This is a genomic window from Novipirellula methanifontis, assembly GCF_052161655.1.
Taxonomy (GTDB): Bacteria; Planctomycetota; Planctomycetia; order Pirellulales; family Pirellulaceae; genus Novipirellula.
In genome coordinates, this window is the sequence record NZ_CP197418.1 from 2,489,359 (window position 1) to 2,514,186 (window position 24,828).

Genomic DNA, 24,828 nt, shown 5'->3' on the forward strand with positions numbered 1-24,828 from the left:
GCTGTTGGAATCCGTCAATGGAGCGTCACGTCATAGCGTCGCTATCGCGATGGCCACTTCCAACCGTGCTGGTCAAGCAGGTTTGCATCCTGTCGGATCGTTTCGCCCATTCGTTTTTCCAAGCGAATCGGGACGCAGATCTCGTCGGATTCGAGTTGCTCGACCAAAGCATCATTATGGGTAACGACGATGATCTGGCTTCGCTCGGCAGCAATGGAGATGAGACGCGCGAGAGCCGGAATCAACTCTAGATGAAGACTGTTTTCTGGTTCGTTCAGCACCATCAATTCCGGTGGTCGCGGAGTCAATAACGCCGCCATCAACAGAATGAACCGCAGTGTGCCATCAGAGAGTTCCGCAGCCGTTAATTCACGCAGCATGCCCGGCTGTTTTAAAGCCAGTTGCATGCCGAAATCGGACCTGTTAATGCGAATGCTCGATCCAGGAAACGCATCGTCAATTGCACGGTCCAGTGCTGTGTAATCCCCCATTTCGTAAATCGTTTGTATGGCAGCTGCCAAATCGCGACCGTCGCCGGACATCACCGGTGTTCGTGTCCCGATCGAGGCGCGACGTGCCGGAGCGTCTGCATCGGTTCGAAAAGTGTCATAGAATCGCCACGAACGCATGATCTCTCTTGTCGCGATCAACTCTGGCGCAGCGAACGGATCGGCGTACTCGGCAAGCATGCTTTCGAAAGGTTGCAACGGTAACGCGATGTCTTGCCATCCGCCTTTTACGCCCCGGCAGCGTAGCGACGATTGGCGGCGATCAGCGCAAAGCGTTTTCGCACTCATGCTTGATCCACGCCATAAACATTCTCGTTTGACCTCGGGATCACCGTCGAATGCCGAAGCCGAAGGCTGCGGACGCCCCAAATCAAGACAGTAACTGAACGGATCCGCGGTAAAACCCATTTGCAAACTGACTGGCTTTTTACGGATCGTACCTTGTACAGGCATTTCTCCATTGATCATTTCGGTGGTGATGGTTTCTGGCCCGGCCCACCTCACTGAATCGAAACCACCTTCTTGGGCGAGTGAATGAACGAGTCGTCCATCGGCCGCGTCCGAAAGCAATCGGAGAGCGCGATACAAATTTGACTTCCCCGAACCATTCGGTCCCGTGATGACGTTTAGCGTGCCGAGTCGCAATATGATTGATCGAATAGAACGGTATCCGGCTATGGCGAGACGCTCGATCATGATTGCGTAAAGTCCTGAGCTGCATCTGCCGGAACAAAATCATGCCACTCGTAGCCATCGGCCAATTCGCGAGTCGCTGCAAATTCGAGATGGAGGATACGTCGATGACGGGTTGTGCCTGCTTGGGAGGAACCGCTTGCGTGACTGATCAGCGGTCGCATTGCCAAGACATCTCCGGCCGTGGCGTGGACCGTGACTGCGGCATCGCCCCCCAATCCTTCGCTGCTACTTGAGACGTGAGAACCGGGAATCACACGCAGGGGACCATTCTCGTCCGTGACGTCGTCCAAATGCAATCGCAGCGTGAGCATCTGTTGCAAAACATCGTCACTGGCGACCACATGAGGAACTCCGGATTTAAGTGTGGGCCGTGAAAATTTTGATGATGGACGCGAGTTGTCCTTCACCGCGATCGCGGTGTCTTTGTGCCATGGCAGTGCCCATGTTCGGTCTGGCGGCTTGTCAAAGAACAGTACACGAACCAGGCCAAATTGATTGCCCAAAACGGATTGCAAGAGTTGCAATGACTTGCCTTTTCGCCAAAACGTTTTGACTTCAGGAACGACGTCAAGCAAATTGCGAGCGGCATAGACGTGTCCGCGGCTCGATCGAGCACGCTGCACATCGGTATCATCAGCAAAAGCCTGTTCGCAATCCGCTGTCAATCGCGCGACCGTTGCCTCGTCGACGGCATCTTTTATCAGGGCAAATCCGTTGTCGTGGATTGCCGTCAAGTCAGCTTGGTTCATTCCGCCGTGCCATCTTGTTCGTGTTTGTTTCGCTACGATTCGTTGAGTTTAAATATGAGAGCTGAAACACGAAGGTTCAATGATGTCGTGATCGAGTCGTGTATCCATGGCAATACATAAGTTCCGTCGCAGCTTGGCAGTATATCCCATTCGATGACAGCCGCGTGGCTAGTGAGTTGACACTCGAAAGTGTCGATCTTAGAATCGCTAGGGCGTATCGTCGTATACAAATCTTCCGCAATGTCGGTGTCTAACATTCCTATGATGCGAAGATCTGACGTCGCCTTCTTCTTGCTTTCGTTCGCCTCGTTGATGGTTTGCGGTGGCTGCGATCGACTCGATTCCAAGCCAGTTCAACCGCCGTTGGAAGCGATGAACGAGGCGGCTCAGCAAGGGCACTGGGACGATGCCTGGCAGTACTCTGATGCTGTTCTTCAGCAACACCAACATGACCCGGACGTGCTCGCACAACTCGCTTGGGTTGCTTTTGAAAGCGAGCACCCCAGCGAATCCGCCGATCTGTTGATGGCTGCTTGTCGAGCGGAGTCGTTTGAACGTGAAGAGCGGGTGCAGCAGGCGTTTGTCGCGACGATCCATGCCGGTCGACTCTTCGATGGACTGGCGTTTCTGACCGACGCAGTCGAGGCACAGCCTGAACAGTTCGGCACACGTCGACTGATCTATGACTTATTAATAGGAATGGAGAATCGTACTCTGGCGGAACCGCATGGCAGGCAGTTGGTGCGGAAACGCAAGTTCGATAGTGAGCTCCTGGCGTCCCTCTGCAATACCCGCCGCAATGCGTCCAACGACACTTCCTGGGAAGCCGTGGTTGCTCGCAACCCAGACGATCGGCGGCCACTCATCCCGCAAGCCATGGTAGCACTAGACAAGGGGCTACCTGGCGATGCAATCGAGCTACTCGAAGGGATCCTCGACACACATCCGGATACGGTCCAAGCACAAATTCTCTTGGGCGAAGCTTTGATTAGTGCTGGCCAATTCGAATCGCTCGAAGGCTGGATGGATCGCTTGCAAGGCGACTACGTAAATGAACCGGGGTACTGGGTGACACTTGGTAAATGGGCATCGTATCGCCAAGATCACGCCGCTGCCGCACGGGCATTTTGGGAAGCCACTCAGCGTGACTCGTATGCGATGGATGCATGGACGGGCCTGAGTGCCGAGCTCAGCCAACTCGCTCTAGCCGAGATACAGGTTACGCCCGTCGTGATGACAGCCATCGAGCACCGCATCGAATTGCTCAAACGTTTGAGGCAAACAAAACAGCGATTCATCAAGTCACGCAGTATCTCTCGCGCGCTGGCCAATGAAATCGCCTCCACGCTTGTCGATCTTGGGCGGCTTTGGGAAGCGGAGGCTTGGTTGGCAACCGCTGCGACGCTACCGGAAGATCCGAACGTCGATGTCGTTACGGCACGACAGGAAGTGGTTTCTCGATTGAGCCGTGAGACACCTTGGCAAATGCAGCTCGGCCATCCGGAAATGCAGCTTGACCTATCGCATCTGCCGCTGCCCGCGATGGTGACTCGGTAGCCAACTCGCTAAGCAGTTAGGCAGGAGTCTTTCAGTAAATTGGCCGTTTTGGCGCTAGCCACGGTTCCGGCGATCAACCGGGGCTAGCGCCCAAACGGCTAACGGGATTTCACGCAATGATTCCTGCTTACCTCAGGCCAAGATTCTTCCAGATGATGAAGTCTTGGCGAGTCGGCAACTGGGGCTGGTAATGCAAGAAGTTTCCCACTGCGATATCGATGAGGTCATCCCCGTCAAAGTCCCCCACTTCGATGGCCCCGTGCTGGTAGGCAGACGTTTCAATCTGAGTTCGCTTAAACTCGCGTGGAGCGGTCTGTTCTAGCAAGATCAGAGACTCGACTCCCGCCGCCTCAAGCGACTCATCAGCCCGCTCGGCCATCAACGCACCCGCGACAATATCCAAGTCGCCATCGTTATCAAAGTCGGCCGTCTTGATCGCTAACACGCCCGGCATGTAAGTAATGTGATGATGTTCGAATGGGAATGTGCCTGGATTCTCTAGCCATTGAACGGAGTGATACGGTTTCGAGCCACTGTCAAACGAATCACCGTTGGCGTAAACGACATCCACGTCGCCGTCACCATCCAGATCCGCCAACTCAATTCGAGAAGAACCGTAGGTAGGGTCATTCGCTCGATAAAGCGTCTCGATTGAGAAACGACCGGTCCCATCGTTGATGAAGGCTTCAACCACTTCATGCTCTTGGCTGATGAGCGCGACGAAGTCGAGGTGACCATCGCCGTTGAGGTCCACCAGGGGAGTTTCAATCGTTCCGTGGCGACGGTCGATCACTTTCAAGTCAAACTTTGGCACTCCGTCTTTATCAACACTGGTTTGTTCCAGCATCAAGATCCGACCTGTTGTCCGCCAACCAAATTCGGACACCAGGATGTCAATATCACCGTCACCATCGAAATCTGCAGGCTTGACGTCCGCAACGCGGCCCAGCCCTTCATGCAAGACGATCTCATCGAACTGATCGCCGTTAGCGCGTCTGCGCAGCCAAACGACGCGGCCCAAATCGCTGTCTGCCGCTAAAAATTCCCCAAGATCCGCCACGACCAAATCGAGACGACCATCTCCGTCTAAATCAACTGGCTCGAACGAAGTTGGCTGATATAGCACCGCCAGCAGCTTGGGGGCGTCATCCGTCTGAGGTTGAAACTGATAGATGCTTCCCGTCCCAAGGTCGCAGTAGATAAGTGACCGCGGACCTCCATCATCCAACGCCATCCACTTAATCTGACTGATGCAAGGTGGTTGCGCGGCCGATGATTTCCCGGCCAGCTTGCTTATCGCTGTCGCCTCGAATTTCACACGCGAGGGAGGGTTCCCCACAATCGACCGCGGCATTTGAAGCGTTTCAGGAGCCAGGTAGACAAAGTACTTCGTGACGTCTTCAACTGAGGGCGGGTTTCTCGCGTCGCGGCCCGACAGGCGTTGAAATTCAAATCCCTGCAACACCTCTCGTGGCCAACGTTTCCGATCAACACTGTCCGCACGTGGTGTGACATGACAACTACCACAGAACTCCTCGACCTGCGGACGCAACCTCTGCGTAAAAGCCAGCTTCTCCGCTTCCCCTGGCTCCTGGGTTGACGATTGCTCTCCCGCGTTCTTAGTAGACGCCTCTGGGGTCGGCTTGGTGGATGAGCTATCCGAGCAACCAACTGAGAATGCGATCACCCCCGCAATCCATAGCCAGGCAATCCGGCCAACAACAACGTGCCAATTCCGCAAGTGAAAGCATGCCTCGCTGGAAACGGGCGATTCGGAATTATTGAGCAATCAAGTACTCCCGCGCGATGTGTCTCGGCGTCATGACGTGACTACCCAGTGGACTTTTAGATTGATAAAATGACATCAACTTACGAGAGTCAAAATGTGATTCTCTGTTTTCACCTCTAGGTAATATAATGAAAATCCTTCTCAATGTCTTGTGGATCTCGCTTACCCTTGTGTTAGCTGGCTGTGGTGGCCAGTCGGGCAATTCAAATGTGACCGAGAATGCCGACCAGAAAGCAAAGGCTGAATACGAAGCCATGATCAAGGCGCAGGAAGAAGCCGAATCGGCTGCCATGAAATCTAGTAAACCTGCTGCAACTGCCAAACCAGGTCAACCTGCTGCGCCAGCCAAACCTGCTCAACCAGCTAAGCCAACCAGCTAACAACGTTTGTGTCGTCGCTGCTTAAGTGCCTTGAGAGGTTTGTTAACTTCCGCGTCTGGCAACAAAAAAACTCAGGCCGAATTCGGCCTGAGTTAAATGGGTTCAGTTAAAAACAGTCAACTTGAAGCGGCCACGATTCGTTACCGACGAACTTGTCGAGGGCAACGAAACAACCGCTTCCGCAACAACGCCCTCTTCGGCAACAACGAGATGCTGGGTGAAGGCGTGCAAGCGGATCGGCGGCTCACCTTAGAATTCCGACGTTACTTCTTTATTAGCTCGCGAACCGAGTGCTCCCCACAGACCATACGGACTCTGCGATCCAGGGGTGTTATTCAGCGCGGCAGTTCCACCAGCGTGGACTTGGGCTGCGTGAGCGTCTCCGGCTTCGATGGAGTCCGTGACAAATTTCACCGCACCGTCGGCCATCAGCACGTGAACTCCGCCTTGGTGCTGGCTGGACATTGGGGTAATGTTTGCACGAGTATCACTACCCGCTCCACAGTACTCGCGGTTCGGTGGCAAAATCGTGGTGCAGACGCCGAACGAAGGCGAAACTTCGGCCCAGCGATAGCCTCGTCCTATACCAGCGGTTGTCGTTCCACTGGACCAGAATCGAGGTCGAGCGGGATCGATGTAAGCCGCCGTTCCTCCGGTTTGGTCTTTGCACCAGCTTGGGTTATCGCGAAGTGTCGCTGCCACGTTCGCGGTACCGGCGGTTGAGATCGTGCGAATGTCCTTGTCGCCGAGATAGGTAGCAATCTCGCCCATTGCAATCGTATTGGCTGTGCCATCGAGAATGTCTCGAATGCCCAACTGTTGTCCGCGGGCAAATACGCCACGAGCGGCAGCCCGAGCAGCGGTCGAATTGCCAGAGGTGATTACGTAGGGGAACGCAGCAGTTGCGCTGACCTGGTACACGTCAGTATTCGAAACGACGGCAGAGTCCCCATAACAGGCGACATAATTGGACCGCCCCAACGCTGGTAAGCCGACACCGGGATCGCTAGGGCATCGAAGCCCAGCAATTTCCGTGGCCCAGGGTTCGTAGTTGGAGTTTTCGGGAGTCGGTCCCATCGGAGGAAACACATTGCCGTTCTTGTTGTAGGGGTTGCTGATTTGCTCCCACAATGCTTGCTGCTCAACGAATGGCAGCAGACCGACCAAGTTACTCAACCGCAGGTTGTTACCGGTTGTGCTAGCGATCCACGAATCGGTCGCAACGGACGGCTGTGTACCGGCACCGGCAAGCGAAAATTTGTTGTAGGCCGCATGGTAGTTGTGCAGCCCCAAGCCCAGTTGTTTGAAGTTATTGCTGCAGCTCATTCGACGAGCCGCTTCACGCGCGGCTTGGACCGCAGGCAGCAATAGACCGACTAGGACCCCAATAATTGCAATCACAACCAGCAATTCCACCAGCGTGAAGCCTGCCACTCCGCTCTTCTTCTTCATAGGATCGACCCTCAAAATTTGGAAATAAAGGAACATAAAAGTACGGACGTTCGCACTGCGACTTTAGTGCGAGAAAACGCATGGAAACCGCACTGATGCCGCATTAGCGAATTCTGTGCTGGTCGCCCCAGAAAACAAGTCAAAATACGACAAGATTTCTGAAATCCCTCCCGGAGCAAGCGATAGAGAAGTCTATAGGCTCGATTGTCGGTTGCGCTGACGCTAACCCGAATCCAGTCCAACGGTTGGCTGTTACCGAGGTCGTCGTCGCGAAGCCGCAGAAACACACTGCGGCCCCGGCAATACCTGGTCATCTTCTCTACATCGGATTTCTTCTTAAAACGAGAGGTTTCGTGAGGCACATGGCCAATTTTGGCGAGCCTGATGGCGGTGCTGACCTTTTTAAGGACGTCTGCGAATACGCCGTCCCGACGATCGCTGTCCTTCGCAGCCGTGGTCGTTCTCAACCACTCGGCATGTTTTTCTTCGAGACATGGCTTCCTTCGCTCCCTTCAAGACAAGACTTTCCTTAAGGGCATGGTACGCTTCGGGATTCCGCAAAACTGACTTCGTTGGCTCCGGCGTAGAACACCCTTCTTCGGTTTCGATTTTCAGTAAAGGCGTTGCGCTCTACGTCAGCCACCATTTAAAAACGCCTGCAATCGTCAAAGGTTTCGTACATATTTCTTAGACTGCTCACAATTTTCGCTAAAAAGTTCCTCCGACTCTCCTTGCCTGGCTCCTTGCTTGGCTAAATCGAAGCTTGGCTGAATCAAAACTAGCAGACAGTGTTCTGGGTAAGATTCGCTCTCAGCAATTTTCGATTCGAAATTCATGCCAACGGAAAGCCTCATTCCCCCCCTCGCCGGACGACGTTGTTATGGGTGATCTTCGCCAAATCACTCTAGCTTCGCGGTCATTTCATTCGGTATGTACTGATTTGAGATGCGCAGAGCCGTCGCATTTTCGCTCCATTCTCGGAGATGGAGGCAACTTTCGTCGAAAATAGGAATCGAAACCGATGACAGAGCCCGTTCTGACGATTGCAGTCCCCACTTTTAATCGTCCGGACCAGTTGCGGCGTTGCCTGGAAGCACTGGTGCCACAGCTCACTGCCGACTGCAAGTTGATCATCGCCGATAATGCGAGCCCCATCCCCGCGGAAGGCATCGCAAAGCCGATCTTGGAACAGCACGGTTTTTCCGATGTGACGATCGTCCGCCACTCGTTCAACCGTGGAGCCCACGGCAACCTGTTTTACTGCTTTGAAAGTGCTGCCACCGATTGGGTGTGGGTGTTAGGCGACGATGACGTTCCGGTGCCGGATGCCGTGAACCGGCTTTTGCCATCGATACATCAGCAGCGTGATTTGATGGCGATCGTTTACAACGTCAACGAGTTTCCCGATTCGACGTCTGACCAAACACACGTGACCGAACAAACGCTTCACACGGCGGGAGAGTTCCTTTCTTCGCATGCTTTTTATTGCGGCAGCCTGATCTCTTCAGCGGCCTACAATATGACGTACATCCGAAAGGACCATGGCGTCGCCTATGAATACAGCTCGAGCTACTTTCCACATGTCACGTGGATTTTGAACTGTTTGAAAAAGAACGAGGAAGCCTCGGTCCTCTTTCATCCCTCGCCGCTGATTCGATTTTGCAATGATGGCGAACGCGAGAAATGCATTTCGCCGATTTTGAAAAACGTTCGCTACCTCTCTCGAATGCTGCCCGACCCGAACGATCGCGCAGCGTTGATGAACAATTCATATTCCAAGAGTTTTGTCGGACCATCGGAAAATCGACTGAAACTGCCCGGTCTAAAAATGTTGATTTATGCTTCCGCATTCCGGACGACTCCATCTGGGAAAAGTGTGATCTTTCGAGCACGAAGACAGTGCGGCGAATCGTTTGAGTTTGATAACTGTGAACAAATCTTTCCCACCGTTGGGCTCAAGCTTGCGTTTCAGTTGTGGTTTGGATTGATCGTCGGACGCGTGTTTGGGTTCTTCATTCGCAAAGATTATCGACTGAAGAAACGGAAACGACGAGCATGTCCTCATGTGTTCGACTCGTTTGCACTCGAGCTGATTCCCTAATCGTTTTTATTGAATTGGCTTGCATCAGCAGAGTTAATTCGCAACCTCAAATGATTGACGTGGTGATGAGTCACCTGGATTTCGTCAACAGCGTAAATAAAGGTCAGTCGCTTGCGAAAAGTTGTAGTTGTCGTTTTTGCACATTCGGCAAATCTAAATGCGCTCGAAGAAATTTCACTTCGTCAGTGCTGGAATATCCTTGGCGAGCATGATATCCGGCTGATGTGCCCACGAGGCATGGATACGAGCGAGTATCTGAGGATTGCACCTGGGATCGAGGTGGATGCGATCGACCCTGCCTGGTTATCCGATGTTCGTGCCTACAATCGGCTGAAAATCAGTCGGTTTCTGTACGACTTCTATCAAGATTATGAGTATTTGCTCACCTATGAATTAGACGCCTTCGTCTTTCACGATGAGTTGCTTCACTGGTGCGATGAAGGCTGGGATTACATCGGTGCTCCCTTGTTCGAGGGCTATGATCATGCCAAGCCCAATGCGAATCCACTCTCGGGAGGCAATTCAGGATTCTCGTTGCGGAAAATTTCAAGCGCGAGAAAAGTGCTCCGAACACTTCGGTTGATCCGCCCTTTCAGCGACGTCTACGAAAAGTGGCGTGAACATCATCGCTTTAAATACAGTCATTTGGTCCTGCTAGCAGAGCAGGGGATTTGGACGAACACGTTTCATTCCCGATTCAATGGGTGCATCGCAAACGAAGATCTGTTCTGGTCCGTGATGACGGAAGATCGATTTCCTTGGTTCTCGGTAGCCGACTACGAAGTCGCAAGCAGGTTTTCCTTTGAAGTGAATCCTTCACGCTTGTACCGTGAGAACAACGAGGCGTTGCCGTTTGGGTGTCACAAGTGGTACGCCTACGAATCTGAATTTTGGCAATCCAAGATTGAAGCCTTCAGAGACGTACTTCCGGAACAGCGAAAAGCAGGTTGATTTCGGCAAGTTTCCGCCCATGTCTTCGGCATCGATTCATGTCGAAGGAGCTCGATTTCAGCGAGCAGCCGTAGCGACTCGGCGCGAATGAGATCTTCGGCAGAGCACCGGTGCGATGCCCTTTGTATTGCGATGGCAGTCTCTTCCAAGCGAATCGCGTCGAGCTTCGCCCGCAGTATCTCGGATTCGCGATCGATCGGTTTCTGATCGTTGGTGGGGACCGTGGACGCCGCGAGTGATTCACGGCAATAGCGACAAGTTCGATTCAAAACGCTAACGCTCGCTTGGATCCCCAGCCTTACTGCTGCGACGAAACATGTTGCTAGGAAAATCGTCAACGCGATCGACAAGAAACTCTCTCCAAGCCAGCGAAACAATATCGCGGCAAGCAGTAGTCCGATCGCCACGCGGTCGGTGCGAGTTCGAACGTCGGGGGGATAAGCTGAGTTTGAAGTCATTTGATTTTGAGGTGCGTTTGGAATGACGCCGGGATTGCACGAGGTGGGGTTACTGATATCATCGAAACCGTCTGTAATTCCCTTCTTCTGCGACCTAGCGTGCATTGATCTGCCCACCACGGATCTGCCCAACATGCCCTCGGGTCGAAAAGTCCGTTCCCCGCTTTTTGTCGGACAATCTAATGAACCATCAATATGTCGAGCGTCTTGTCAATTTACTCGATCCCGACGCGAATCAAATTCTCAATATGACGACGGCCGCGGCAATCGAGGCCGTCGCCAGCGGAGATCCAGATCGGGTGCGTCAAATCGAAGGGCAATTCGCGTTGCTTCATAAAGACGGCCAGATGATTCGGATGGCTCGAACGTTGGCGCGGCCGATGCGTTTCTTTCTTGCCAAACGCACCGAAGGGCCGTGCTTGATTGTAGCGGAGCGGATTGATGAGATTCAAACATTTTTGGAAAGTGAAGGATTGGCGGATCAATTCCATCCTTCGTACACCCGCATGGTTCCCGCACACCATGTGCTGGAATTGCGATTGATCGGATGTCCCGACCCAAGCCCCGCTCATCACCGCTTCCTCACCCCCGAGCGAAATCGATTGCCGGCGGACTTGGACGAAATCGGCAAAGCCTACATCGGACAGCTGGCCAAGTCGTGTGATCAATGGCTTGATCACATCGGCCCCGAAGAACCGATTGGCGTGATGTTCTCAGGCGGCATCGATAGTGGGTCGGTGTTTTTGGTACTGTACGATTTGCTGCTTCGCCGTGGTGAATCGCCGAGCCGGTTGAAGGCGTTCACGTTATCGGTCGATGGCGAAGGGGACGATGCAAAACAAGCGGTTGAGTTTTTGAAACAACTCGATTTGCAATTGTTTCTGGAAACGATTGACGTTCCGGTCTCGGCTATCAATTATCGCAACGCGATCGCAACGATCGAAGACTACAAGCCGCTTGATGTCCAAGCGGCCACCGTGGGACTGGCGCTCTGTGAGGGCATTCGAGCTCGCTATCCCGATTGGCGATACCTTGTCGATGGCGATGGCGGCGACGAAAACTTGAAAGACTACCCGATCGAAGAGAATCCCGAACTGACGATCGTCAGTGTGCTGAACAACTTGATGCTTTACCAAGAAGGTTGGGGCGTCGATGCAGTCAAACACTCGCAGACGTACTCGGGTGGCCAAAGTCGTGGTCATGTTCGATCCTGGGCTCCGGCGCGAAAACTTGGCTTTAGCGGATTTAGCCCCTACGCACTGCCCAGTGTGATCGATGTTGCCGAAGGGATTCCATTTATCGAACTAACCGATTGGGATCACGAAAAACTGTATTCGCTCAAAGGTGAAATCGTGGGTCGTGGCATTAAGGCGGTGACGGGATTGGAAATGCCAGTCTTTCCCAAACGGCGATTCCAGCACGGTGTTTCGTCAAAAGACCGCTACGCCGACTTTTTTCCCGGATCGGAAGCGGAGTATCGTCGCGAATTCACGCAGCTTCATGCGTGAGCCCATTCCCCGGTTTACTGCCGATCAGATCATTGCGGCGAGAACTGTTCGTAACGAGGTGGACGCTCGCCGCGCCTACGCGGCGTTGGTCGAGCGCGAATGCAACGCTGATCGCCAAGTCGTTGACGTGGCCACGATTTTTTTGACGAATCGTGAATGCCCGTTCCGCTGTCTGATGTGTGACCTCTGGAAAAACACGCTGACTGAAAGCGTTGAGGTTGGCGACATTCCCTACCAAATCCGCACGGCGTTACAGACGCTGCCTGCGGCACGCGAAATCAAACTTTACAACAGCGGCAACTTCTTTGACCGGAGAGCGATTCCTCGCGAGGACCATGCCGAGATCGCAGAACTCGTTCGCGGGTTCGATACGGTGATTGTCGAAAATCATCCACGATTCTGTAGCGACGATGTGCTGCGTTTCCGTGATCTCGTTGCACCAGCGCAATTGGAGATTGCCATTGGGCTGGAGACGTGTCACCCTGAGGTTCTGGCGAGCCTGAACAAATCGATGACGCTCGACGACTTTGATTGTGCAGCGACTCGGCTCCACAGCGAGGGAATTCGCACACGTGTATTCCTGCTGCAAAAACCGCCGTTCCTGGACGAATCCGAGGCGATGGACTGGTCGCTTCGTTCGCTCGACTACGCTTTTGACCGAGGTGTCGATTGCTGTGTCGTGATCCCCACTCGGTCGGGCAACGGGGTGATGGAACAACTCGCCGAGCAAGGTGATTTTTCGCGTCCAAGCGGTGCGTCGATGGAACGTGTGGCCGAGGTGGGCATCGCCAAGCAGAAAGGACGAGTGTTTGTGGATCTATGGGATGCCGAGACACTCTTTCCATGCGACGCGTGCCGTGACTCACGCATCGCCCGGCTTGCCAATATGAATCTGACCCAGCGTCTAACGCCGCCCATTTCTTGCGATGCATGTCCGGAGTAACGCGGTGCCATCGACTCGAAATCCAAACAACTATGACGTCGTCGTGCTCGGTGCCGGATTCGCGGGCAGCTTGCTGGCGATGATCCTTGCTAAACAAGGCATGCGAGTCGCGATCGTCGATCGCAGCGAACACCCTCGCTTTGCCATCGGAGAATCGTCGACGCCCGCCGCCGATTTCCTGCTCGAGCACCTAGTGCAACGGTATCAGCTTGACGAACTGCGTGCGCTCACCCGTTTTGGATCGTGGCGGAAATCGATGCCCGAATTGGTTTGTGGTTGCAAACGAGGCTTCAGCTATTTCTGTCACGGGGGCGACGAGGAATTTGTGGCTCGCAGCGATCATCGTGACGAACTATTGGTGTCTGCGAGCGAGTCGCGTGAAGTCGCGGATACTCAGTGGTATCGGGCCGACGTGGATGCGTACTTCTTTGACGTCGGTAAGAAATGCGGCGTCTCGGCTTGGCTGAACACCACAGTCAACTCGATCGATCATTTGGCGGATAACGATTGGCGACTAAGTTTGACAAAGGATCGCGGCAACGAAACGCTAGCCACGTCTTTTATTGTCGACGCGACGGGTGGCAATCGTCTGCTGCTACGCAAATTGGGCGTGCGCGACGAAACCGAATCATTGCTGACTCATTCGTCGGCGACGTATTCGCACTTCGACGGGGTGCGATCACTCAGTGGTTGGCTTGATTCACGCGGAGTGAAGCGGAGCGACTATCCGTTTGTCGCCGAGGATTCTGCGGTGCACCACTTGTTTTCCGATGGATGGATGTGGAACCTGCGTTTTGAAAACGCCCGAACCAGTGTCGGGTTCGTGTTTGACGAGACGCATAATACGCACTCCAGTTCACGTGCCAAGCAACACAATTTAAGTGCGATAATTGACGAGCGACCGGTTCTTCGCGAATTGCTGGGCGATGCCCGACTGGCCTCGTTTCCGGGCCGCGTATTCCAGACGGATCGATTGCAACGATTGGCTTCGGTCGCGGCGGGACGCGATTGGGCGGCGCTTCCGTTTACGGCCGGCTTTATTGATCCGCTGCACAGCACCGGCATCGCCCATTCGATCAGTGGCGTACAGCGGCTTTCACAAATTTTGCTGACACAGATGCGGGCGACGCAGCCCGAGTCGCTGCAAGCCTATAGCGACGCCGTGCGAAACGAGTTGCGGATGATCGACAAACTAGTTTGGGGGTGCTACGTCGGACTGCGTGATTTCCGCTTGTTTACTGCCTGGAGCATGATCTACTTTGCCGTGGCAACCACCTTCGAGCAAACTTTTCACGATAACGAAGGGGACGCTGGCGACGAAAATGGGATGGGATTTCTTGCAGCGGGCCAGCCCTTGGTTGCGGATTGCGTCAACGAACTGACTGGCGAACTTCGCTCGCTCGTCGAGCGTGATGCCCTCGAAATTGACAGCGATGTGGACGCATTTGTTGCCCAAATCCGGCAAACGATCTCACCGCTGAACCGTGTGGGACTATTTACGCCGCCGATTCCCAATATGTACCACCGAACCGCGGCGAAGTAGTACTGCCCTACGAAGCGGACTCGCTATACTAAGCAGGACAAAATGGGTCATTCGATAATATGACCTGAGCCGACGGCGTTAGCCGCGGGCAAGTTTCCTACAAAATGGACAGGCCTGCGGCTTGCGGGCTGTTGATTTAATCGAAATGTAAATCGCATTAGTGAGCCGTGGGCCGTAAGGCACCGGGTAATGCGTGGAACCCGGCCGCTCACGCGCGAGCGGCTCACTAAATCAACAGCCCGCTAGCGCCGTCGGCTCACTAAATGACCGCTGATTAATCGCATTTACTGAGCGACGTGCTTCACGCTCTTCCATCGGTGGATGAATACCGTTCGTTTTTAGAGAGATTCTGATTCATGAGCTGCGCACTCCTTTCTCGTCCTCACCTTTTTTCCACGCTCTTTGCACTCGTCTGTTGTCTGCCGAACCTGGTGGTCGCTCAAGAAACCGACGAAGCCAAGGAAACTGCGGCAAAAGCAGAAACGGCCGAGCCCAAATACCCGCTGAATGTGGTGGCGGACGCGAGCGATTTGTACGTGGTGGATCTTGATTTGCCGGGGGTTTGGAAGATTGGCGAAGGTGGACGCACCGTGTTCGTGCGAGGATCGAATTTGCTACGGCATCCGATGAATCGTCCCCGTTGCATCGTGATGCATCCCGAGTCAGGCATCCTGGTGGGTGATTCGGCGACCCGCGAGGTCTATCACATCGCGGAAAAAGATGCGGAACCAAAGCCGCTGTGCAACGCCCGCGTAGGGATCGCGATGGCCCTTGCGGTCTCGCCCGACAAAAAGACGGTCTATGTCGGTGATGCCGAGAAACGCTCCGTGTTGCGGTTCCCGATCGAAGGCGGCGACCCTGAATTGGTGGTTCGCGTCAATGCGAGGGGACTAGCGTTTGACGGCGATGGAAAACTTTGGGCGGTCACCCCCGATGACGAAGCGATTCATCGAATTGATGTCGATGAAAAGAAAAGTGAAGCCATTGTTTCGGGGCGTCCGTTCCAATATCCCAATGGCCTCGTCTGGGCGGGTGACCATGGCTTCGTGACCGACGGCTACGGCAAGAGCGTGTGGAAGTTCACGGCGGATGGCAAGACCGAGGCATGGCACGTTGGCGATCCGCTCGTTGGTCCTGTTGGAATTTCGCTGGGTGAGAAATCGCTTTTTGTTGCCGATCCAAAACAGTTGCAAGTTTACGAGTTTGATCTTGAGAGCAAGCAAGTCAAGCCACGGATGTAAGGCGAAACGGCGATGAAAAATTTGAAACTTGTACTAGGGCTGGTCGTCGCTCTGGCTTTGGTCATTGCAGTGGTCTTAATTGTCAGGCGTTCGGGAGGTGAAGCTGCGGCGGTCGCAGCATCGAGCGAAGCGAACGCTCGACTGCAAAAGACGCGAGACGCGCTGGCAGCCACCGAAAATTTTGAGTCGGCGGCAGCGGACGAGGATTGGAGCACGCTGTACGAGGAGTCGCCCGAAGATGCGTCCATTGCACTGAATCGGGCGCTGAATCGTGTATTGCGAGTGGACGTGTTGACGGAAAAGGCCAACAACTCGCTATTAGATGCTTCGGAAAAACAGGCCGCTCGCAGGGAATTGCCGCAAGCGATCGATGCGGCACGGAAATCGATCAAGGATTTCGCAGCCGTTGGCGACAACCCGGTCATCGCGGTGTGGCTGGAAAGCCGCGTCGATCTCCACGAAGCCTCGTTATTGCCAGCGACGATGACTCGCACGCTGCGCAAGGAAATCTTTGACCGGCTTGTTGCCGCGATCGAGGGTGATTTGGGAAAACGTCCCGAGTCGATCATTTTAGGCGGGCCGCTCACTCAAGTCTTGGATGAGCTGGAGGACCCGATTGATGGTTTGCCCAACGATGTGGGCAAAAAGGCCGCCCAGGCACTTGCGATTCTGTCCAACCAAAATGAAGACAACCTGTTCATTGCCCTGCGAGCTGCCAAGTTAAACCTTGCAATCAAGTCTGCCGATGCGGCCGACGCGGTATCGCGAACGCTTAGTCTGGCACGCTCAATCGAACCTTCTCTGCGACGCCAAACCGAACCGATCGGTTTGACGCCTGACGAATTGGTGGCACAGATTCTTGATGCGATCAAGACATCCGACTGGAACGCCGCGGAAAACCAAATGCTGTTGTGGTTCAACGTGCTCAACAGTACCGAGTTGGTGAAAACCGATCGACGTCGTGCCGCACCGCATCCGCTGGATCGATTAAGTTTTGATTCACTGCGACGCGTCGCAGCTGAAATCGCCGCCCAGTCGCCTGCAAAACTTGACGCGGCCCCGCTTCAATTTAACAGCAACGTGATTCTCGATTCAGCAGAGATCAGGGCGGTGATGCCGGTTGATTTCGATTTGGATCTTGTGCCCGATGTCGCCGCAGCTTCGTCCTCGGGAACGTTGACGCTGATCAAGAACGACGCAGGGAAATGGAGCCCGTTTGCGTCGCTTGAGTTGGGGATGCCTGTCGCCGGATTGCTGGCAGCCGATTTATTCATGGTCGACAGCAGCGATCCGAGTCGGATTCAAGTGAGCCAGACAAGCGGTTCCAGTGAAGCGGGAAACCAAGTCGTTTCGGGAGCCCGGCATAACACGGTGGTAACGTTGGTCGCTTTTGGTAGCGACGGTGTCAGGTTGGTTGCCGTCGACGGGCGAGCGGAAACCGCGGATAGCGATCGCTTGAAAATCGTCGACAAAGCAACGGGTCTCGAAGAGATCACCGAGGTCACAGCGGCGATCGCGGGCGATTTGGAAGGCGACGGCGATTTGGATTTGATGCTGGCGACCAAGAACCAGGGGCTGCGCGTGTTCGTCAATCGAGGCAATCGGACCTTTTTTGAAGCGGCCTCTGCCGACGCGGCAACCTCACTATCGAAAACGACCAATATCATTGCCATGGAAATGGTGGATCTTGACCGCGATCTTGACCTGGACGTGGTGACACTCGACGACGCAGGCCAAGTCGGCTTGGTCGAAAACTTGCTGCATCTGCAATTTCGTTATCGTGAACTAGCGGAGATTCCGAAGATCGCTGCGGCTCACTCGATCGCGATCGATGACGTGGACGGCAATGTTTCGTGGGATGTCGTCGTGGGTGCTACCGATGCGACAATGGTCGTGTATTCGCAAACGGCCGCTGCCGGCAGTTGGACGGTGGATCATGTGCAGTCAACCAAGCAAACGGGCGATGCGATGCTGGTTGGCGACTTTAACAACGACATCCTGGCCGACGTGTTGCGGTCGAGCGAATCATCCGCGTCCGCATTTCGACTTGGCACGGCCCCCGATTCGTCCCTGCAAGAAATCGGCTCATCGCTGGGCGAGACCTCGCTTTGCGTTGCCGATTTCAACGCAGACGGACTGCTGGACGTTGTGGGAGTTCGTGAGGGCAACGCTCTGGTTTCGCTCAATCAGACCGCATCCGCAGGCCACTACCTCGACGTCCGTTTTCGCGGAATCGACGACAATAACGCCAGCAGTGGACGTGTGAATCACTACGCAATCGGTTCGGTCGTCGAACTGCGATTTGGGCCGCATTACCGTGCAGAAGTGATCCGCTCGCCCGTCACCCATTTTGGTCTCGGTTCGTTTTCAGGCTCGGCTTCGCTGCGAGTGATTTTTCCCAACGGATTAACGCAAACGATTCGCGCCCCGAAAATAGACGCCTTGGTCGAAGAAGAGCAGACGCTCAAAGGGTCGTGCCCCTATTTGTATGCCTGGGATGGCCAGCAGTATGCATTTGTGACCGATTGTTTATGGGCCGCTCCGTTGGGACTGCAAGTCGCCGACGGCGTCGTGGCAAGAGATCGGCCCTGGGAATATTTGAAAGTCGACGGCGATTACGTCCGCGAGCGAGATGGCAAGTACGAACTACGGATCACCGAAGAACTTTGGGAAGTGGCCTACTTTGATCATGTCTCGCTGGTAGCGGTCGATCACCCGGAGGCGATCGACATTTGGACCAACGAGAAAGTGGGGCCTGCGGAGATTGCGACACCGACGATTTATGCGTTCGACGATCAAAATGTGATAAAGCTGGAACACGCCGTGGACACCCAAGGCCGCGACGTCAGCGAAAAGCTAACTCAGATCGACCAGAAATACGTACAAGGATTTGATCGGCGATTACGTCAAGGGCTGTGCGAGCCTCATTGGATCGACGTTGATTTTGGCTCCGAATTTTTACCGAAAGACTCGGAATCGAGTGAATCGATCTACTTGGTTTTGACAGGCTGGATTTTGCCGACCGACACATCGCTCAATATCCAAATCGATCAGAACCCCGAATTGCAACCGATTGAGTTTCCTTCGTTGTGGGTTCCGGACGCGGAAGAAACGAGTGGATGGCGGAAAGTGATTCCGTTTGTTGGCTTCCCCGGCGGCAAGACCAAAACGATCGTCGTGGACGTGACCGATGCAATCAACCGCGAGGATCCTCGGCTGCGGGTTCGCACCTCGGCCCAGATCTATTGGGACGCAGCCCAAGTGGCGGTCCAGTCCGAACCGGCGGCCTACCAGACGCATTCGCTTTCGCTGATCGACGCGAAGCTTGATTACCGCGGTTTCTCGAAGCGAGTCAAAGAATCGCCACTGGCCCCGGAAACGTATGATTACAAGCAAAACAGCGTGTCGCCCAAATGGCCACCGCTAACCGGACGTTTTTCGCGGTACGGCGATTGTGCTGGATTGTTGGCTGCCTGGGATGACGCGATGGTGGTGATGGGCAGCGGCGATGAGATTGCGTTGCAGTTCAGCGTTCCCGCCGACGCACCGCCGCCGGGCTGGAAACGCGACTTTGTCCTGCACTGTGTTGGCTGGGACAAGGACGCCGATCTGAACACGCTGAGTGGGCAAAGTGCGGGGCCGTTGCCGTTTAAGCAAATGTTAACCTATCCCCCCACGCGGCAGCAGACGGAACAAGCTGACCAGACAGATCGTTTGAATGCCCCGCATCTCGATCGCGTGCACGATTTCCGGGCGTTTTGGAGCCGGCCGTAGCGAGTTTGCCGGGGCGGGTCGTGCTGGGCTCACGTTCCCTAAACGTGAGTCCAAAGCCCAGATGAATCACGCAAGGCGTTTCTGAGCGGAGCGACCACTACGGCAACTCACGATTCTTTGCTATTCTTTGCGGCAATTTGCATGCGCCTGGTTTAGCAGCCGCGGAGGCGTGGTTTTTCTTCTGAATTGCCCACTGCCGGATCGCCCGCTGTCCCCGCGTGTCGGATTTCGAACCAACCTCCATCCCCCAACAATTCGGGAAAACTCCGTGCCTCGTCGAGACGATATCAAGAAAATCCTGCTTATTGGTAGTGGTCCGATCGTAATTGGGCAGGCTTGTGAATTTGATTATTCCGGTACACAAGCGTGTAAGGCTTTACGCGAAGAAGGCTACGAGGTCGTCCTGGTCAACAGCAACCCTGCGACGATCATGACCGATCCCGCAACCGCGGACGCGACCTATATCGAACCGCTGACATGGCAGATGGTCGAGAAAATCATCGCTAAAGAACGCCCCGACGCCCTGCTGCCAACTCTGGGCGGACAAACCGGACTCAACGTGGCGATGGATCTCGAAGCCAACGGCGTCTTGGAAAAATATGGCGTCGAGATGATCGGTGCCAACGCCAAGGTGATCGCCAAGGCGGAAGAGCGAGACCAGTTCAAGGAAGCGATGGAAAAGATTGGCTTGGACGTCTGCATCGGAAGCACCGTTCATACTTTGCAAGAAGCTCGCGAGGCACTCGCGTTAGTAGGCTTGCCTGCCGTGGTGCGGCCCAGCTTTACGATGGGCGGTTCAGGGTCGGCGATTGCGTACAACCGCGACGAGTTTGATTCGCTTGTCCAAAACGGGCTCGATCAATCGCCTGTCACTGAAGTGTTGATCGAAGAATCGATCATCGGTTGGAAAGAATACGAGATGGAAGTCGTCCGCGACCGCGACGACAACTGCATCATCATTTGTAGCATCGAAAACTTTGATGCGATGGGGGTTCACACCGGCGACTCGATCACCGTTGCCCCGGCCCAGACATTGTCGGACAAAGAATACCAACGAATGCGAGATGCTTCGTTGGCGGTGATTCGCGAAATCGGCGTCGAGACGGGCGGTAGCAATATCCAGTTTGCGATCGAACCGAAAACGGGACGCATGATCGTCATCGAAATGAATCCGCGCGTCAGCCGATCGAGTGCATTGGCCAGTAAGGCCACCGGATATCCGATCGCAAAGATTGCAGCCAAATTGGCGGTCGGTTATTTGCTTTGGGAACTTCCCAATGACATCACCAAGAAGACCAAGGCCTGTTTCGAACCGACGATCGACTATGTCGTCACCAAAATGCCACGCTTTGCCTTCGAGAAATTCCCCGAAGCCGACGCGACATTGACGACTCAGATGAAGAGTGTCGGTGAGACGATGGCGATCGGACGTACGTTCAAGGAATCGCTACAGAAGGCGATGCGTGGCTTGGAAGTCGGTGCCTTTGGTTTGGGATGCGACAACAAAGACACATGGGGCACCGAGAATCAGTCCGACATGGACGAGATCGTTGCCAAGTTAAGCACGCCGGGTGCCGAGCGTATTTTCTACATGCGGTACGCGATCAAGGCCGGCATGTCGATGGACGAGATCTACTCGCTCACTCATATCGACCCTTGGTTCCTGGATCACATGTTCCAAATCGTTGAGGAAGAGGACCGGATACGTGCAATCGGCTCCATCGACACGATGACGCGTGATGACTTCTGGCAAGCAAAGCGGTTCGGTTTCTCGGATCGCCAAATCGCCAAAATGACGTCCACGACCGAACTAAAAGTTCGTGCCAAACGTTTGAGCCACGGCGTTAAACCGGTCTTCAAGAGTGTGGACACTTGTGCCGCCGAATTCGAGGCCTACACGCCGTATTACTACAGTGCCTACGAACACGAGGACGAACTTCCGCCACGCACGGGTGACAAGAAACGAGTCATCATTCTGGGCGGTGGGCCAAACCGAATCGGGCAAGGAATCGAATTCGATTACTGCTGTTGCCACGCCAGTTTCGCATTACGTGAAATTGGTATCGAAAGCGTGATGGTGAACAGCAATCCCGAAACCGTCAGTACCGATTACGACACGTCCGACCTGCTGTTCTTCGAGCCATTGACGATCGAAGACGTCCTGAACATCTGTGACGAGATCAAACCGGACGGCGTGATCGCTCAGTTCGGTGGCCAAACACCTTTGAATCTTGCACGTGGACTCAAGGAAGCCGGCGTGCCGATTATCGGGACAAGCGTCGAAACAATCGAAGCTGCCGAAGACCGCGAGTTGTTCCAAAAACTGGTCGAAGAACTTGGGCTGCGTCAGCCACCGAGCGGGATCGCTCGCAACATGGACGAAGCTCGCCGTGAAGCGAAGAAGATTGGCTTCCCCTCCCTTGTGCGTCCTAGCTTTGTCCTCGGCGGACGTGCGATGGAAATTTGTTATGACCAATCGCAATTCGAGCGTTACGTTGCCGAAGCGTTTATCGTGGCCGATGGACAACCCGTATTGATCGATCGCTTCCTCGAAGACGCCACCGAAGTGGATGTCGACGCCGTCGCGGATGGCACCGATTGCGTGATCATGGGGATCATGGAACACATCGAAGAAGCCGGCGTGCACTCGGGTGACTCGGCATGTGCGATTCCTCCGTTTAGTTTGACGCAGCCGATCTTGGCGGAAATTCGCGAAACCACGAAGCGATTGGCGATGCGATTGAACGTCATCGGTTTGATGAACATTCAGTACGCGATCAAGATGGAAGACAACAAACCGACGCTCTACATCCTCGAAGTCAATCCGCGTGCTAGCCGAACCGTGCCGTTTGTGGCCAAGGCGACGGGCGTTCCAGTGGCAAATATTGCGACTAAGGTGATGGCCGGAATCTCGCTGAAAGAGCAAGGGGTTACCGAGGAACCGATTCCACGTCACGTGTCGATCAAAGAAAGCGTGTTCCCGTTCCGCAAATTTAGCGGCGTCGATATCGTGCTTGGCCCTGAAATGCGAAGTACCGGCGAAGTGATGGGGATTAGCGAGAAGTTTTCGCTCGCGTTTGCGAAGAGCCAAATCGCAGCCGGCTCGGTGCTACCTGAGTCGGGCAAGATTTTCCTGAGCCTCGCGCCACGGCACAAAGAATCGGTCGTGACCCTTGGAAAAGATTTATGCGAACTTGGATTCGAGTTGCTGGCCACCAGCGGCACGGCTGCCAAGTTAGAGGCCGAAGGAGTCAAGGTGACTCGCGTCAAGAAGCTTGCCGAAGGGCATCCCAACTTGATCGATCACTTGAAAAATGGCGACGTGCAGTTGATCATTAATACTCCGAGCGGCAAGGGAGCACGCACGGACGAAGGCAAAATTCGTGCTGCGGCAGTTCAATCCGGCGTACCATGTATAACCACGGTGGCCGCCGCCGATGCCGCGATTCGAGCCATGATAGCGATGCGGGAAGGTTCGATGGAAGTCGAATCGCTGCAAACCCGTTACGCCCGGTCGCTGTAATCAAATCGAGGCCTGTTTTAGCCCCGCGCTGCGGTCTCGCTAGATTGGTTCGCCAATCTGCGAGACCGGTTCCACAATGAGTGATCCATGAGTGACGAGTCAGCCAAACTAACCGCATCCAATGATTCGGCCCGATTGTACGATCCGGGTGAGCTTCGCTTGCTAGTGGTCGACAACGAGGCCGCCCACGCTCGGGCGATGACCGAAAGCCTGGAAAAGGTCGGCTACAAGTGCGAAGTGGCGACGAGTGGCCCCGAGGCAGCGAAGCTTGTCGAACGCGAGACTTACGACATCATCATCACCGATATGGTGATGAACGACGTCGACGGGATGGAGATTCTGAAACTCGCAACCAAGCAGTTGCCTGATTGCGAAGTCGTGATGGTGACCGGTCACGCGACCGTTCCGATCGCGGTCGAAGCGATGCAAAAAGGTGCGTTTAACTTCCTCGAAAAACCGATCACTCCGGCGCGATTGCGTGCGATCGTGGAGAAAGCGGCCGATGCGGTCGCGCTGCGTCGGCAAAACACCGAACTGATGCAGCGACTTGATGAACGCTTCGGTTTCGAGGGGATCATCTACACCAGCGACAAGATGAAAGGCGTCATCGATCGCTTGCGACGGATCGCCATCACGGACGCCACCGTGTTGATCACTGGCGAAAGCGGGACGGGCAAAGAGATGATTGCCCAGGCGATTCATCAAAACAGTCCCCGCCGGAACAAACGCATCGTGGCGCTGAACACTCGCGCGGTGTCCGAGAATCTTGTTGAAAGTGAACTGTTTGGTCACGTCAAAGGCTCGTTCACCGACGCGGTCGCCGATCGGGTCGGAGCGTTTCAATACGCCAACGGTGGGACGTTGTTCTTAGACGAAGTCGGTGACATGCCGATGAGCACGCAAATCAAACTGTTGCGTGTGCTCGAGGAAAGCCAGATCACTCGCGTTGGTGACAATAAATCGATCAAAGTCAACGTGCGGCTGATTTCCGCGACCAATCGGCCGTTGGAAGACATGATTGAAACGGGCGTGTTCCGCAACGATTTATACTTTCGTTTGAAAGTCGTCACGGTGGAATTGCCCTCGCTGCGTGAACGACGTGACGACGTGATCCCATTGATGGATCATTTCCGCAAGATGTTTTTGCGGCGCCATGAAAGGCCGACCGCCCACTTTACGCCCGCCGTGACCAAGCGGTTCTTTGCCTACGATTGGCCGGGCAACATTCGCCAGCTTCGCAACTTTGTCGAAACGATGGTGGTGCTCGATACCGATGGCTCTCTCGATATCGACGACTTGCCACCCGAATTGGCCGACGAGGCCCCCGAGAGCGCCGAACCGGTAGCACTGGTGGGCGGCGGCGAATCGAACTTGATCGGTCAACCGCTCAGCATGGTCGAGCGATGGGCGATCGAAGAGACGCTGAAATTGACCGGTGGGAATCGCGAAGAGGCCGCCAAGATATTGAAAATTGGGGCTCGCACGTTGTATCGCCGCCTCGACCAATACAAAAACGAAGAAGAAGGCGACGGCGGAAGCGACGAGGACGAGCAAGAGTAAAAATTGCCCATCGCCCTTACCAATCTTCAACCCAAGTCGCTGAGCTACACAAGTCACTGTGCTACCCAAATCACTGCGTCGAAGCCGGCGAATC

15 protein-coding genes are annotated in these 24,828 nt (G+C 54.6%); 11 read left to right on the forward strand and 4 right to left on the reverse strand.

From position 1 onward, the window contains the following. Positions 1-41: 41 nt before the first annotated feature. Both SH528x_RS08750 and SH528x_RS08755 read right to left on the reverse strand, forming a co-directional pair. Positions 42-1,205 (reverse strand): AAA family ATPase, encoded by a 1,164-nt coding sequence (locus SH528x_RS08750; protein WP_442510143.1) that lies wholly within the window; start codon positions 1,203-1,205, stop codon positions 42-44. Continuing rightward, positions 1,202-1,954 carry a phytanoyl-CoA dioxygenase family protein gene (locus SH528x_RS08755; protein ID WP_442510144.1) on the reverse strand — a complete coding sequence of 251 codons (753 nt, stop codon included), beginning with the start codon at positions 1,952-1,954 and terminating at the stop codon, positions 1,202-1,204. Before SH528x_RS08755 ends, SH528x_RS08750 begins: the two co-directional genes overlap by 4 nt. A gap of 261 nt (positions 1,955-2,215) precedes the next feature. Here SH528x_RS08755 and SH528x_RS08760 point away from each other — a divergent pair, with 261 nt between their 5' ends. Further along, on the forward strand, positions 2,216-3,511 hold the full coding sequence (locus SH528x_RS08760; RefSeq protein WP_442510145.1) for a tetratricopeptide repeat protein: 1,296 nt from the start codon (positions 2,216-2,218) through the stop codon (positions 3,509-3,511). Between the two features lie 127 nt (positions 3,512-3,638). Here SH528x_RS08760 and SH528x_RS08765 read toward each other — a convergent pair whose 3' ends face one another. Next, positions 3,639-5,300 carry an FG-GAP repeat domain-containing protein gene (locus tag SH528x_RS08765; protein WP_442510146.1) on the reverse strand — a complete coding sequence of 554 codons (1,662 nt, stop codon included), beginning with the start codon at positions 5,298-5,300 and terminating at the stop codon, positions 3,639-3,641. 128 nt (positions 5,301-5,428) lie between these two features. On the opposite strand from SH528x_RS08765, the gene SH528x_RS08770 reads away from it, so the two are divergent. Beyond that, positions 5,429-5,680, forward strand: coding sequence for a hypothetical protein (locus SH528x_RS08770; RefSeq protein ID WP_442510147.1), 252 nt, complete (start codon positions 5,429-5,431; stop codon positions 5,678-5,680). A 249-nt stretch (positions 5,681-5,929) separates the two neighbouring features. Here SH528x_RS08770 and SH528x_RS08775 read toward each other — a convergent pair whose 3' ends face one another. Next, the gene (locus tag SH528x_RS08775) at positions 5,930-7,132 is read right to left on the reverse strand and encodes a DUF1559 family PulG-like putative transporter (RefSeq protein WP_442510148.1); all 1,203 of its coding nucleotides are present in this window, start codon (positions 7,130-7,132) and stop codon (positions 5,930-5,932) included. A gap of 1,021 nt (positions 7,133-8,153) precedes the next feature. Between SH528x_RS08775 and SH528x_RS08780 the strand changes: the two genes are divergently transcribed. The 9 genes from SH528x_RS08780 (at position 8,154) to SH528x_RS08820 (ending at position 24,734) form a co-directional block, all read left to right on the forward strand. Next, positions 8,154-9,233, forward strand: coding sequence for a glycosyltransferase family 2 protein (locus SH528x_RS08780; protein ID WP_442510149.1), 1,080 nt, complete (start codon positions 8,154-8,156; stop codon positions 9,231-9,233). Positions 9,234-9,344: 111 nt separating this feature from the next. Beyond that, positions 9,345-10,184, forward strand: a complete 840-nt coding sequence (locus SH528x_RS08785) for a DUF5672 family protein (protein WP_442510150.1) — start codon at positions 9,345-9,347, stop codon at positions 10,182-10,184. A 640-nt stretch (positions 10,185-10,824) separates the two neighbouring features. Then, on the forward strand, positions 10,825-12,150 hold the full coding sequence (locus tag SH528x_RS08790) for an asparagine synthase-related protein (RefSeq protein ID WP_442510151.1): 1,326 nt from the start codon (positions 10,825-10,827) through the stop codon (positions 12,148-12,150). Then, positions 12,143-13,093, forward strand: coding sequence for a radical SAM protein (locus SH528x_RS08795; protein ID WP_442510152.1), 951 nt, complete (start codon positions 12,143-12,145; stop codon positions 13,091-13,093). Before SH528x_RS08790 ends, SH528x_RS08795 begins: the two co-directional genes overlap by 8 nt. A gap of 4 nt (positions 13,094-13,097) precedes the next feature. After that, positions 13,098-14,636: an NAD(P)/FAD-dependent oxidoreductase gene (locus tag SH528x_RS08800; RefSeq protein WP_442510153.1), complete on the forward strand. Its 1,539-nt coding sequence runs from the start codon at positions 13,098-13,100 to the stop codon at positions 14,634-14,636. Between the two features lie 356 nt (positions 14,637-14,992). Continuing rightward, complete coding sequence (locus SH528x_RS08805; protein WP_442510154.1) at positions 14,993-15,877, forward strand: SMP-30/gluconolactonase/LRE family protein; 885 nt, start codon at positions 14,993-14,995, stop codon at positions 15,875-15,877. A 12-nt stretch (positions 15,878-15,889) separates the two neighbouring features. After that, entirely contained in the window at positions 15,890-19,651 is a 3,762-nt protein-coding gene (locus tag SH528x_RS08810; RefSeq protein WP_442510155.1) for a CRTAC1 family protein, read from the forward strand. Between the two features lie 268 nt (positions 19,652-19,919). Then, positions 19,920-23,174 carry a carbamoyl-phosphate synthase large subunit gene (gene carB / locus SH528x_RS08815; RefSeq protein WP_442510156.1) on the forward strand — a complete coding sequence of 1,085 codons (3,255 nt, stop codon included), beginning with the start codon at positions 19,920-19,922 and terminating at the stop codon, positions 23,172-23,174. An 87-nt stretch (positions 23,175-23,261) separates the two neighbouring features. Continuing rightward, the gene (locus tag SH528x_RS08820; protein ID WP_442510157.1) at positions 23,262-24,734 is read left to right on the forward strand and encodes a sigma-54-dependent transcriptional regulator; all 1,473 of its coding nucleotides are present in this window, start codon (positions 23,262-23,264) and stop codon (positions 24,732-24,734) included. The last annotated feature ends 94 nt before the right edge of the window (positions 24,735-24,828 follow it).

Excerpts from the sequence above, each read along its gene's own strand:
- SH528x_RS08750 (WP_442510143.1), bottom strand. The coding sequence starts at position 1,205 with ATGATCGAGCGTCTCGCCATAGCCGGATACCGTTCTATTCGATCAATC.
- SH528x_RS08755 (WP_442510144.1), bottom strand. The coding sequence starts at position 1,954 with ATGAACCAAGCTGACTTGACGGCAATCCACGACAACGGATTTGCCCTG.
- SH528x_RS08760 (WP_442510145.1), top strand. The coding sequence starts at position 2,216 with ATGATGCGAAGATCTGACGTCGCCTTCTTCTTGCTTTCGTTCGCCTCG.
- SH528x_RS08770 (WP_442510147.1), top strand. The coding sequence starts at position 5,429 with ATGAAAATCCTTCTCAATGTCTTGTGGATCTCGCTTACCCTTGTGTTA.
- SH528x_RS08775 (WP_442510148.1), bottom strand. The coding sequence starts at position 7,132 with ATGAAGAAGAAGAGCGGAGTGGCAGGCTTCACGCTGGTGGAATTGCTG.
- SH528x_RS08780 (WP_442510149.1), top strand. The coding sequence starts at position 8,154 with ATGACAGAGCCCGTTCTGACGATTGCAGTCCCCACTTTTAATCGTCCG.
- SH528x_RS08790 (WP_442510151.1), top strand. The coding sequence starts at position 10,825 with ATGAACCATCAATATGTCGAGCGTCTTGTCAATTTACTCGATCCCGAC.
- SH528x_RS08795 (WP_442510152.1), top strand. The coding sequence starts at position 12,143 with ATGCGTGAGCCCATTCCCCGGTTTACTGCCGATCAGATCATTGCGGCG.
- SH528x_RS08805 (WP_442510154.1), top strand. The coding sequence starts at position 14,993 with ATGAGCTGCGCACTCCTTTCTCGTCCTCACCTTTTTTCCACGCTCTTT.
- SH528x_RS08810 (WP_442510155.1), top strand. The coding sequence starts at position 15,890 with ATGAAAAATTTGAAACTTGTACTAGGGCTGGTCGTCGCTCTGGCTTTG.
- SH528x_RS08820 (WP_442510157.1), top strand. The coding sequence starts at position 23,262 with ATGAGTGACGAGTCAGCCAAACTAACCGCATCCAATGATTCGGCCCGA.